The sequence below is a fragment of the Mycoplasma putrefaciens KS1 genome, from assembly GCF_000224105.1.
Lineage (GTDB): Bacteria > Bacillota_I > Bacilli_A > Mycoplasmatales > Mycoplasmataceae > Mycoplasma > Mycoplasma putrefaciens.
The window spans coordinates 134,621-147,918 of sequence record NC_015946.1 but is presented as its reverse complement, the minus strand read 5'-3'; the positions used below and the strand labels follow the sequence as shown (position 1 = coordinate 147,918).

Annotated in this window: 7 protein-coding genes, 2 tRNA genes and 3 rRNA genes; 1 reads left to right on the top strand and 11 read right to left on the bottom strand. The window is 34.0% G+C overall.

Annotation, left to right across the window (positions count from 1 at the left end):
* Positions 1-112: 112 nt before the first annotated feature.
* From rrf to MPUT_RS00600, 8 genes are all read right to left on the bottom strand, one after another.
* A 5S ribosomal RNA gene (gene rrf, locus MPUT_RS00635) occupies positions 113-221 on the bottom strand.
* A 64-nt stretch (positions 222-285) separates the two neighbouring features.
* Positions 286-3,191, bottom strand: a 23S ribosomal RNA gene (locus tag MPUT_RS00630).
* 222 nt (positions 3,192-3,413) lie between these two features.
* Positions 3,414-4,936: ribosomal RNA gene (locus tag MPUT_RS00625) — 16S ribosomal RNA — on the bottom strand.
* Together the 16S, 23S and 5S rRNA genes with 2 tRNA genes alongside form the textbook arrangement of a ribosomal RNA operon.
* Before the next feature lie 319 nt (positions 4,937-5,255).
* A tRNA-Leu gene (locus MPUT_RS00620) sits at positions 5,256-5,339 on the bottom strand.
* Positions 5,340-5,345: 6 nt separating this feature from the next.
* A tRNA-Lys gene (locus tag MPUT_RS00615) sits at positions 5,346-5,421 on the bottom strand.
* Between the two features lie 204 nt (positions 5,422-5,625).
* Positions 5,626-6,225 carry a lipoprotein gene (locus MPUT_RS00610; protein ID WP_014034884.1) on the bottom strand — a complete coding sequence of 200 codons (600 nt, stop codon included), beginning with the start codon at positions 6,223-6,225 and terminating at the stop codon, positions 5,626-5,628.
* Between the two features lie 206 nt (positions 6,226-6,431).
* Positions 6,432-7,100 carry a deoxyribose-phosphate aldolase gene (deoC, locus tag MPUT_RS00605; protein WP_014034883.1) on the bottom strand — a complete coding sequence of 223 codons (669 nt, stop codon included), beginning with the start codon at positions 7,098-7,100 and terminating at the stop codon, positions 6,432-6,434.
* Positions 7,101-7,109: 9 nt separating this feature from the next.
* On the bottom strand, positions 7,110-8,792 hold the full coding sequence (locus MPUT_RS00600; RefSeq protein ID WP_014034882.1) for a phospho-sugar mutase: 1,683 nt from the start codon (positions 8,790-8,792) through the stop codon (positions 7,110-7,112).
* A gap of 209 nt (positions 8,793-9,001) precedes the next feature.
* Here MPUT_RS00600 and MPUT_RS00595 point away from each other — a divergent pair, with 209 nt between their 5' ends.
* A complete protein-coding gene (locus MPUT_RS00595; RefSeq protein ID WP_014034881.1) occupies positions 9,002-10,315 on the top strand; it encodes a thymidine phosphorylase in 1,314 nt (437 codons plus the stop codon).
* Between the two features lie 36 nt (positions 10,316-10,351).
* Here the strand turns inward: MPUT_RS00595 and MPUT_RS00590 are convergent, their stop codons facing one another.
* The 3 genes from MPUT_RS00590 to MPUT_RS00580 are packed head-to-tail and all read right to left on the bottom strand — an operon-like array spanning position 10,352 to position 13,233.
* Entirely contained in the window at positions 10,352-11,002 is a 651-nt protein-coding gene (locus tag MPUT_RS00590; RefSeq protein WP_014034880.1) for a phosphorylase family protein, read from the bottom strand.
* A 54-nt stretch (positions 11,003-11,056) separates the two neighbouring features.
* The gene (locus MPUT_RS00585; protein WP_014034879.1) at positions 11,057-12,061 is read right to left on the bottom strand and encodes a hypothetical protein; all 1,005 of its coding nucleotides are present in this window, start codon (positions 12,059-12,061) and stop codon (positions 11,057-11,059) included.
* A gap of 47 nt (positions 12,062-12,108) precedes the next feature.
* Positions 12,109-13,233: a serine hydrolase domain-containing protein gene (locus MPUT_RS00580; RefSeq protein WP_014034878.1), complete on the bottom strand. Its 1,125-nt coding sequence runs from the start codon at positions 13,231-13,233 to the stop codon at positions 12,109-12,111.
* Positions 13,234-13,298 lie beyond the last annotated feature (65 nt).

Below are 13,298 nucleotides of genomic sequence, written 5' to 3'. Positions count from 1 at the left end.
TTCTAAATAGTCTTTTTTATTTACTTTATACTATTTTTTAATATTATCAAATATTTTTACAAGTATCTAAATGCTTAAATATACTAAAAAAGAACCCGAAGGTTCTTAATTAAACTGGCAGCTTGCTATCTTCTCACAAATGCAATATTTTCACCGTAATAGAGCTTAACTTCTGTGTTCGGCATGGAAACAGGTGTGACCTCTACACTATAACCACCAGATCAGGTGTTTGATTGTTCTTTGAAAACTAAATATTAGTTAAAAATGCTAGTTAAAATTGCTTTTTCTAAAAAGTCACTCGATCTATTAGTAATGGTTAGCTTAATGCCTCACAGCACTTACACATCCATCCTATCAACCATGTGGTCTACATGGGATCTTACATCTTATGAATGGGAAAATTCATCTTAAAGGGGGCTTCTCGCTTAGATGCCTTCAGCGATTATCCTGTCCGCACATAGCTACCCTGCTGTGCCACTGGCGTGACAACAGGAGCACCAGAGGTGCGTCCATTCCGGTCCTCTCGTACTAGGAACAGCTCTTTGCAATTTTCCAACGCCCACAACAGATAGGGACCAAACTGTCTCACGACGTTCTGAACCCAGCTCGCGTACCGCTTTAATGGGCGAACAGCCCAACCCTTGGAACCGACTACAGCTCCAGGATGCGATGAGCCGACATCGAGGTGCCAAACCTCCCCGTCGATGTGAACTCTTGGGGGAGATAAGCCTGTTATCCCCGGGGTAACTTTTATCCGTTGAGCGACGGCCCTTCCACACGGGACCGCCGGATCACTAAGTCCTACTTTCGTATCTGTTCGACTTGTAAGTCTCGCAGTTAAGCATCCTTCTACCTTTGCGCTCTACATATGATTTCCAACCATACTGAGGATACCTTTGAGCGCCTCCGTTACTCTTTGGGAGGCGACCGCCCCAGTCAAACTACCCACCAGACACTGTCCTTAACCCGGATCACGGGTCGAAGTTAGAAATCCAATGTAACGAGGGTGGTATTCCAAGGTTGACTCTCCTAGCACTGGCGTGCTAGTCTCGCAGTCTCCCACCTATCCTCTACACGTTACACCAAATTTCAATATCAAGTTATAGTAAAGCTCCACGGGGTCTTTCCGTCTAGTTGCGGGTAACCGGCATCTTCACCGGTACTAAAATTTCACCGAGTCTGCAGCCGAGACAGCGAAGGGATCATTACACCTTTCGTGCGGGTCAGAATTTACCTGACAAGGAATTTCGCTACCTTAGGACCGTTATAGTTACGGCCGCCGTTCACCGGGGCTTCAATTCAAAGCTTCGCTTGCGCTGACTTCTCCTTTTAACCTTCCGGCACTGGGCAGGTGTCACCCCCTATACATCGTCTTGCGACTTAGCAGAGAGCTGTGTTTTTGTTAAACAGTTGCCCCTCCCTCTTCACTGCGGCTCATCAAAGATGAGCACTCCTTCTTCCGAAGTTACGGAGTTATTTTGCAGAGTTCCTTAGCTACAGTTATCTCGCTTGCCTTAGGATTTTCTCCTTGACCACGTGTGTTCGTTCTAGGTACAGGCAATTAGTTATTAAGTTAGAAGCTTTTCTTGGAAGCGTGGAGTCATATACTTCGTTACTAGGCGAACCGTTCACTCCCCATCACACTTCAACGTTAAATAACACGGATTTGCCAATGTTACCGTCTTTGTGCTTAGCCCGAGACAACCAATCCTCGGGATACACTATCCTTCTTCGTCACTCCATCACTAACTAACTGGTACAGGAATATCAACCTGTTGTCCATCGACTACGCCTATCGGCCTCGCCTTAGGTCCTGACTAACCCTGGGTGGACGAACCTTGCCCAGGAAACCTTGGTCAAACGGCATGGAAGATTCTCACTTCCAAACGTTACTCATGCCGGCATAATCACTTCTAAACGCTCCACCAGTCCTCACGGTCTGACTTCACTGCATTTAGAACGCTCCCCTACCACTGTATTTGCATACAATCCGTAGTTTCGGTAATAAACTTAAGCCCCGGTACATTTTCGGCGCAGAATCACTCGACTAGTGAGCTGTTACGCACTCTTTAAATGATGGCTGCTTCTAAGCCAACATCCTAGCTGTCTGTGCAATTCCACATCCTTACACACTTAGTTTATATTTAGGGACCTTAACTGACGATCTGGGCTGTTTCCCTCACGAGCATGGACCTTATCACCCATGTTCTGACTGCTATGTACAAGTTATGGCATTCGGAGTTTAATTCTAATCAGTACCGCTAGGTGCAGCCATCATAGATTCAGTGCTCTACCTCCACAACAATTCACATAACGCTATCCTTAAAGATATATCGGGGAGAACTAGCTATCTCCGGGTTCGATTGGAATTTCACCGCTAGCCACAAGTCATCCAAAGTCTTTTCAACGAATACTGGTTCGGTCCTTCATTAGGTTTTACCCTAACTTCAACCTGCTCATGGCTAGATCACCCGGTTTCGTGTCTACTACTGCATACTAAACGCCCTATTAAGGCTCGCTTTCACTACGGCTCCATCTATATCGACTTAACCTTGCATGCAATAGTAACTCGCCGGCTCTTTCTACAAAAAGCACGGTATTACCCATTAACGGGCTCTACCTTCTTGTAAGCATATGGTTTCAGGATCTTTTTCACTCCCCTCTCGGGGTGCTTTTCACCTTTCCCTCACGGTACTGGTTCACTATCGGTAAAATGGTAGTATTTAGGCTTACCAAGTGGTCTTGGCAGATTCCGACAAAATTTCACGTGTTTCGCCGTACTCAGGATACTTTTTCGAGGTGATTATATTTCATATACGGGGGTATCACCCTCTATGCCGCTATTTCCCAATAGCTTCTATTATACAATCACTTTGTAACTCTAACAAAAGTCCTACAACCCCACCCCGTAGAGTGGTTTGGCCTGTTCTGTGTTCGCTCGCCACTACTAACAGAATCATTATTATTTTCTTTTCCTCTAGGTACTAAGATGTTTCAGTTCCCTAGGTTCCCATCATACAAGCTATGTATTGACTTGCTGACAACATGAGATAAATCATGTTAGGTTTCCCCATTCGGACATTCCGGGATCGCAGCTCACTTCCAGCTCCCCCAGACTTTTCGCAGGTAGTCACGTCCTTCTTCGGCTCCATTTTCCAAGGCATTCACCATATGCTCTTACTATTTTTTTAGAAAATCTTTCTAGCAATTTGTAACTCAATTAATTTTAGTTAATTGTTTGATGTCATTACGAAATAATTTCGTAATAAATTATCTAATTATATATTGTTATAATTAGAAAATTGCATTTCATCTAATATTCAGTTTTCAAAGAACAATCGTTTGTCAGAGACTATACAATCTCTGAAAACTAAATAGAACCAAAATAGTCTTTAATAAATTTAACTCCATAGAAAGGAGGTGATCCATCCGCACGTTCCCGTACGGATACCTTGTTACGACTTCACCCCAATCGCTAGTCCTACCTTGGGAGGCGCTCTCCTTGCGGTTAAGCTACCCACTTCTGGTATTACCAACTCTCGTGGTGTGACGGGCGGTGTGTACAAGACCCGAGAACGTATTCACCGCGACATAGCTGATTCGCGATTACTAGTGATTCCGGCTTCATGAAGTCAAGTTGCAGACTTCAATCCGAACTGAGACTGGTTTTTTGAGATTAGCTCCCCCTCGCGAGATTGCGACTCTTTGTACCAGCCATTGTAGCACGTGTGTAGCCCAGGACATAAGGGGCATGATGATTTGACGTCATCCCCACCTTCCTCTAGCTTACACTAGCAGTCTCGTTAGAGTCCTCAACTTAATGTTAGTAACTAACGACAAGGGTTGCGTTCGTTGCGGGACTTAACCCAACACCTCACGGCACGAACTGACGACAACCATGCACCACCTGTCTCAATGTTAACCTCTACTATATCTCTATAGCTTTGCACTGGATGTCAAGCCCTGGTAAGGTTCTTCGTGTTGCTTCGAATTAAACCACATGCTCCACCACTTGTGCGGGTCCCCGTCAATTCCTTTGAGTTTCACTCTTGCGAGCATACTACTCAGGCGGAGTACTTAATGCGTTAGCTGCGGCGCTGAGTTCACCCAACACCTAGTACTCATCGTTTACGGCGTGGACTACTAGGGTATCTAATCCTATTTGCTCCCCACGCTTTCGTGCCTCAGCGTCAATAACAAACCAGTAAGCCGCTTTCGCCACAGGTGTTCTTCCATATATCTACGCATTTCACCGCTACACATGGAATTCCGCTTACCTCTCTTGTATTCTAGTAATGCAGTTTTCAAGGCGAACCGGAGTTGAGCTCCGGACTTTAACCTCAAACTTGCACAACCGCCTACGCACCCTATACGCCCAATAAATCCGGATAACGCTTGCCACCTATGTATTACCGCGGCTGCTGGCACATAGTTAGCCGTGGCTTTCTGGTAAGGTACCGTCAATATAAAGGCATTTCCTACTTTATTTTTTCTTCCCTTACAACAGAGCTTTACAACCCGAAGGCCGTCATCACTCACGCGGCATTGCTTCATCAGACTTTCGTCCATTGTGAAAAATTCCCTACTGCTGCCTCCCGTAGGAGTCTGGGCCGTATCTCAGTCCCAATGTGGCCGATCAACCTCTCAGTTCGGCTACGTATCATCGCCTAGGTGAGCCATTACCTCACCTACTAGCTAATACGCCGCATCCCCATCTCATAGTGAACCAAACGGTTCTTTCAATCTTTTCTCATGCGATAATAAGATTCACATGCGGTATTATCTTTCGTTTCCAAAAGTTATCCCCCGCTATAAGGTAGGTTAGATACGTGTTACTCACCCGTTCGCCACTGGGGTGCAAGCACCCCCGTTCGACTTGCATGTATTAGGCATGCCGCCAGCGTTTATCCTGAGCCAGGATCAAACTCTCATTTTAAAAATTGTGTTTATAAAAATTTAAGTAGATTCTGACTATTTTGTTATTGTTTAATATAAGTATTTTTATTACTCAAATTCATCTTTTTGACAAGATTTGTACAATAATTTGTTCTATTTAGTTTTCAAAGATCGTATTGATTTTCAAGAAAGAAATTTTCTTGTTCTCTTAGTGACAAAATTAAGTTTATAACTTTTAAATATTTAATACAAGTATTTTTTTAAAAAAATTAAATTATTTTTAACTTGTAAATTTTAAATAAACTTAACTCTTTTCAAAATAAAAACCGGCTTTTATCCGGTTAATTTATTGTCTAAGTTGGTGGGGAATAAGGGACTTGAACCCTTACGTCAAAGACGCTAGATCCTAAGTCTAGTGCGTCTGCCAATTCCGCCAATTCCCCAAACAATGGTGACTCGTCGGAGATTCGAACTCCGGACCCACTGGTTAAAAGCCAGTTGCTCTACCTGCTGAGCTAACGAGTCATAAACGACCTTAAAATATTAACACTAATAAATTAAGTTTGCAATTGTAAAACTAAATATTTTTTTGAACTTTTTTAGTATTAAATAGATCAAGATCCTTAAATTGAATTAAATAAGAAAATTATCAATCTTTTGCTATGTTGTATTGATGATCTTTTTATATTAAAAAACGAGTAGTGTTTACTCGTTTCTATTGTTTCTAATTTAAATTATACTCAAAGCTACAAGAGTTAGTTCAACAGAACCTTTGTATTTTGATTTACCTTGTTCTGATGGGAAAGCTTTTGCTTTCATCTTATCTTTATCTACTTCTATTTTTAAGTCATTTTTATCTAATTTAGCAGAGTGATTTAATCTAACAATTCTTTCTAAAATCTTTTCTTCTTTTCATTGAAATTTAGGTAATTCAACTTTTGTTTCTTTAATCACTTCTTTTAGATCTATTAAATTTGCTTCTAGATCAAATAACTTAAACTCAACAGAAACTTCACCTTTGAATTTTGCTTTACCTTCTTCTGAAGGTGAAATTTTAGCAGTAAATTTTTTATCTTGAGATTCTTTAATATCACTAACTTGAAGATCGGCTTCTTGTAGACTTGTGTTAGGATTTTGTTCAATCACTTTTGCAATAATTGTTGAGTCTTGCTTGTCTTTTAAATCTTTACCTAAATCTTTTACTGTTATAATTGAACTTAACTCTTTTTTCTCAATAACAACAGGTTCTGACTTTTGACAGGCAACTGCAAATATTGCAGTTGAAGTGATCATTCCAGTTGCACCTAAAACTGATAATAATTTTTTCATAGTCTTGTAATGCCTTTCATTCTTAAATAAAAATACTTTCTAAACCAATTTATTTTTTCTTACAATAAAAAGCACATTAACTATTTGTTTTTTGTGATTAACTAGTCTTTTTTATTAAGTTTTTAGATAATATGTATACATGATATATTTTATTCCTTTTTAAATATAAAACAAAATCAATAAAATAAGGTTGATAACCTCATTAATTAATAACCTTGATTGTGTTCGTTTCCAAGCATAATTGCAACTCCACCACTAGTTCCTAATCTTGTTGCTCCTGCTTGAATCATTTTAATGGCATCATCATAAGTTCTAACTCCACCAGCAGCTTTAACTTGGGCTTGATTATTAATAGTTTTACTCATTAATTCAACATCTTTAAAAGTTGCTCCTGATTTGTTAAACCCTGTTGAAGTTTTAACAAAATCTAACCCGGCTTCAACAGCTAGTTGACAAGCTTTAACGATTTCATCTTCAGTTAATAAACAATTTTCCATAATACATTTAACAACATGATCTTTTGCAGCTTGTTTAACTTGTTTCATATCTTCTAAAACTAGCTGATAATTTTTATCTTTTAAAGCACCAATGTTTAACACCATATCAATTTCATCAGCACCATTTTTGATTGCTTGTTGAGTTTCAAAAACTTTAACTTCAGTTAAACAAGCACCTAAAGGAAAACCAATTACATTAGTAATACCAACATTTGAGTCTTTTAAAAGTTCTTTACACAAACTAGTCCAACAAGTATTAACACAAACTGTAGCAAAATCATATTGCTTTGCTTCTTGACATAATTTGATAATTTCTTGTTTGGTTGCTTCAGGTTTTAATAGTGTGTGATCAATATATTTATTTAATTTAACTTCCATATTTTCTCCTTAGATCTCTAATAGTTGTTTTAATTCTTGATAAATTGCTGAAACTTTTTGTTTAGCAAGTTTATGTGATTTATCAACACCAATAAAATAAATTTTTAACTTAGGTTCGGTTCCACTTGGTCGAACTGCAAATCAAGATTTATCTTCTAAATAAAATTTTAAAAGATCTTGACCCGGCATGTTATATAACCCATTAATATAATCTTCAGTTTTAATGACTTTTAAATTAGCAATTTCAATCAATCCTTTGGTTCTTAAACTCTGCATTAATGGTTTAATTTTTAAATCTTTTTCTTCTGGTTTAAAGTTTAGATTAATAGTATCAGTGAAATAATAACCATACTTATCATATAAAGAATCTAAATAATCTATTAAAGTCATGTTTTTTTGTTTGTAATACCAACATGCTTCAGCAATCATAATTGATGCTTGAATACCATCTTTATCTCTTGTTGAATCATCTAAAACATAACCAAAGCTTTCTTCATAAGCAAAGACAAAGTTTAAGCCATTATCTTTTTCTTTAGCAATTTCATTACCCATTCATTTAAATCCAGTTAAGGTTTTAACAATAGTTGCACCATAACCTTCACTAGCAATACGATCTCCTAAGTCAGAAGTCACAAAGCTCGAATACAACGCTGGATTTTTAGGTAATTTGTTTAAACGTTTTAAATTATCTAATTTTCAATCAATTAGAACTGGTCCGGTTTCATTACCATTTAGTCTGATAAATTGATTGTTGTGTTTAACTGCCATGCCAAATCGATCGGCATCAGGATCATTCATAATAATTAGATCTGCATCATATTTTTTAGCATATTCTAAAGGAATTTTTCACGCAGGATCAAATTCAGGATTTGGGTTGATAACATTTTTAAATGTTTCGTCTTCAAATGCGTGTTCAGCTACTTGAATCACATCATAACCTGATTGCTCTAACACTATAGGAGTAAATTCAGTTCCAGTTCCATTAACTGCCGAAAAAACAATTTTAATTTGAGATTTTGATTTTTGTTGATTTTTATAAAATTCTAAGTTTTTGATCATTTCAAAATATTTATCAATTACTTTTTGACTAACAGTTTCTAACAACTCTTTTTTAGCAGTAAAAGTTCAGTTTAAAATATCTTGAATTTTATCCATTTCACTTGCAATCACATCAGTATCTTCAGGCATTAATTGACATCCTGCTGGATCATAAATTTTATAACCATTATACTGACTTGGATTGTGTGAAGCAGTGATCACGATTCCACCAATACAATTTAAAGTTTTAGTCGCAAAAGAAACAACTGGAGTTGGTTTCATAGCATTATCTTTAAACAAATAAGCTTTTATTCCAAAACTTGTTAAAATTTCAGCTACTAGTTTAGCAAATTTAGCTGAGTTATGACGATTGTCATGACCAACTACTACACCATCTTGTAATCTATTGTGATATTTTTTAAGTAGTAATTTTGCGTATGCAATAGTAACTTTTTTAATAGTATAGACATTAAAGCGTCCAGGTCCAGCACCTAAAATTCCTCTAATTCCTGCTGTACCAAATTCTAGTTCTAAGTTAAATGCAGCACTTAATTCTTGATCGCTAGCATTTAATAAAAGTTCTTTTAATTCTTGATCTAGATTTGGATTATTAATTCAATCCAAATAAGTTTTATTTGTTTTATCAAAATTCATAAAAACTCCTTGTCAATATTAGTATATCACTAGCATATCTTGATATTAAGCTATTCTAAAAGCAGTGATTTTAGATCATAATCTTAAAAAAATAAAAAATCAAAAAACTAATAAATAATCTCTAGTTGTTCTAGATATAATTAGAATTACAACTAAAATCTCAAGTAGTATAATTAAGTTAATCATTTTTAAAAGGAGCACTTTTTAATATGCTTACATTTGCAAATATTATTGAAAAGAAAAAACACAACGTTGAACTTACAAATCAAGAAGTAAAGTGAATTATTGATAACTATGTCAATTCAAAAATTACTGATTATCAAATGGCTAGTTTTTGTATGGCAACTTATTTTACTGATATGACCGCTAATGAGACAACAGCTCTAGTAAAAAGTTATATTGAATCTGGTGATGTTTATGATGTTAGCCAAGTTAAAGGTTTTAAAGTTGATAAGCACTCAACAGGTGGAGTTGGAGATAAAACTAGTCTAGTGTTCGGACCACTAGTTGCAAGTTATGGAATTAAAGTATGTAAGTTATCTGGAAGAGGGTTAGGAAAAACCGGAGGGACAATTGATAAGTTAGAATCATTTCCAGGATGAAAAAGTGAATTGACAAACCAAGAATTTGTTGATGTTATAAATAACGTAGGAATGAGTATTATTTCTCAGTCTAAAAATGTTGTTCCTGCTGATAAAAAAATTTATGCTCTACGTGATGTTAGTGGAACAATTGATTCAATGCCATTAATTACTGCTTCAATTATGAGTAAAAAACTAATCATTGAAAATAATGGTTTAGTTTTAGATGTTAAAGTTGGTAATGGTGCATTTATGAAAGACGTTCAAAGTGCATTAGATCTAGCTAACAGAATGATTCAAGTAGGAAAACAGTACAACAGAAAAATAGCAGTGATGATCACTGATATGAATAAGCCTTTAGGAAAAGCGATTGGTAATGCTATTGAAGTTAAAGAAGCTTGAGAAACACTTCACGGAAAAGGACCAGAAGATTTTAATGAACTAGTAGTGAATGCAGTTGCAATTAGTTTATTACAAGCTAGAATTTTTATAGATCTAGACCAAGCCAAAGCTGATGTTTATAAAAAATTGCAATCAGGTGAAGCTGCACATTATTTAAAAGATTTTGTGATAGCTCAAAATGGTGATTGATCTGTATTAGAAAATTATGATCAAGTATTTAAATGTTCAAATATCATTCCAATTAAAGCAAAAAAAACAGGTTATGTTAAATATATTAATGCTGAAGATTTAGGATTACTTTCATTGCAATTAGGTGCTGGAAGAGTTACAAAAGAAGAAGTTATTGATCATGCAAGTGGAATTTATCTAGATAAAAGTTATGCTCAAAAAGTTGAAAAAGATCAAGTTGTAATGACTTTGTATACCAATAAACCAACTAACTCTGATTGAATTAAACTTGCTGAGTCTACATTTGAAATAGTTGATCAACAACCAAGTCAAGAAGTAATTAAAAAAATCATTTCTGATGATTTAAAATAGCAAAAAAATCTCGAACAAAAGTTTCGAGATTTTAAATTAGCTAAATAATTTATTTAAGACATTTTTATACATATCTAATGTAGCTTGCTCTCTTTGATCTGCTGTCATATCGTTAGAGTGATCATTTAAATTATCAGTTACTGTTAGAATCGTTGCAGCTTTTCGATTAAAATGATTTGCTAGATAGAATAATGCATAACTTTCCATATCCACAACATCAAGATGATGTGTCTTAATATCTAATGGTGCAATTCTATAAAAAACATCTGAACAGTGAACATTAACTTTAACTCCGGCATCTAAATCTAGAGTTGGTTTTTGTGCTTGTCATCCAGTTTTTGTTGGTTCAAAGATATTTACTTCTGAGAATGCTTGATCTGCTTCAACAACTGTTCCTACTTTAATATCGTTATTATAAGTTCCACAAGTTCCTACTCTAACAATTTTTTGAACATTGTGATCATTAAATAATTCAGTTGCATAAATTGCAATTGATGGTTGACCCATACCTGAAGTTGCAAATGAAACCTTATGATTTTGATAGATTCCAGTATAAACAAAAGCATTTCTTACTTCACTTACTAACTTATAATCTGTTAATAAATTTTCTGCTGCTCATTTAGTTCTTCTTGGATCACCAGCGATTAAGACTGTTTCTGCAATATCGGCTTTTTTATCAATATGCATATTTTTCTCCTATATGATAGTTTGTTATCTATTTGTTATCTATCTTTTATAATTTTATCAAATATTTGCTGAATTATATCTAGTTAATAATCGCTCAAACACTTGCTGTTCACGATCATTTTTAACATACTTTTTAATTAATACTACTAGGTTATGATCTTTAAAAATAGTCACAAAATAGTTTAATCTCAATTCTTTAAAACTATTATCTAAAATTTCGATTGCTTTATTAAAATCATTATTTTCAAAAACTTTTTTGAGTCCATCATATAAGTATTTATGATCAAAACTAAGGTTATATAAATGTCATTCTAAATTAGTTTTAAAATTAGTTTTAAAAATTTCTATTAAGTTATTTTTAGCAATTTCAATATTTTGAAAATCATCATATTTTAATTCTAAAACAATGTTATTTTTTCATCTCAAAACAGTATTTAAATAAACTTGATGATTAACAAGATCTATAAATGTCGCTTTATTAAGTTCATAATAGTTTGATAATTTTTTGTAATCAATAAAATAGATTCTTTGATTTTTATTAGTTATTTTAAAGTCAAACTTATCACTTATAATAAAAAGATCTTTAAATTTATACTTATCTAAGTCAATTGGTTCATTTATTAAAAAGCGATTAATTGATGAAATTCTTAAAACATCTTTATAAATGCTAGGAGTATGTTTATTAATAAATTGATAGTCAATGATTGTATTCAAAGTTGATATTAATCTATGTCTATGTTTATGGTCTAAAACTTTTTGTAAAAACTGTTCTTTAAATCTAGTTTGATTAACAATTTGTTTAAAAAAAATATTTTTAGTTAACACTACTAATTCTTTAGATTCGAAATCTAAATAAAGATCAATTTTTAACATATAATATCCTATTGTTTGACCAAGTTCTTTGCTAAAATATTTCAATGCTCGATTTCAATTAGCTGAAGTATAGATATTGTTTAAAAGATCGCTAGGAATTTGACTAAATTCTTGATCACCAGTAATAAAAGTTTGGTTATTTTTTCTAATTTCAATTAGAACTGAATATTGATCATAATAAAGCATTAACTACTCCTTTAACTAAACAATGACTTTAACATTGATTACAAAATCTAAGTTAAATTATTTTTTCTTAAATCTTGATATAAAGCATCAAAAAATTCACTTTCAACAACTGAATTATGTCCAGGAAATGATGACAACATAATAGTCATTGTAATTCTATTTTTTGGATCTACTAATCCACTAGATCCTAATAATCCATCTCATCCAAATTCGCCAACCTCAGTTAAAGGATATAAGTTATTTTTAGTTCTTACTCTGACTCCAAACCCATAACTATAATCGCTATTTAGATTTCATTTAAAAAATTGTTTTAAATTATGTTTTGAAAGTTGATCTGAACGCATTTGTTCTAATAATTGTGAAGAAATAATTTCAGTTTGTTGATATTTACCATCTAATAAAGCATCTAAAAATTTAATATAATCAGCAGCTGTTGTAAACAACCCAGCTCCACCCATTGGACAATTTGGTAATTTATAGACATCTTGAAGTAAAAAATTAAAATTGGTTAGTTGTTCTAGCTTTGCTTGATCATCAACTAAACTTCACTTAAAAACATTAGCTTGTCTAGCTTGATCAAACAAGTAAAAATCTGAATCAAACATTTCTAACTTATCAAAAATTTCTTCTTTAACAAAATCGCAATATTTTTTATTTGTCACAACTTCAATTATTTGACAAGCAACATCTAAACTCAAGCCATAGTACCAACCTTTTTTAGGTTCAAATAATAGATCTACTTTTGATAATTCATCACAAAATGTTTCAAGATCCATTCTTTCTTTCATTCATCTATCTAGAACCTCTTTAGTTTGAATTTGAGTTTGAGTTTTATTACCACTATAAGTTAACCCACTTGTCATTGTCAATAAATTTCAAACAGTAATATTTTTGTTTTTAAATGACTTAATATATTTGGAGATATCATCATCTAAACTAATTAGTTTTTTATCTACTAACAATAAAACTGCAAAAGCGGTTAGTGGTTTAGTCATTGAATATGCTCTAAAAATTTCATTACCTTTAAGTGGAATTTGATTATTTTGATCATTATAACCAAATGTTTTAGAATAAATTGTTTGTTTATCTTTATTAATTCTTACAACAGCACCTTTAAATAAATTTCTTTGCAAAAATGAATTAATAGTTTCTTCAACTTTATTAAAATCCATACAACTTTCTCCTTGTGTATCATTCTTTAAAATTTTATAACAGTTTAGATTAACTCAAGAAAATA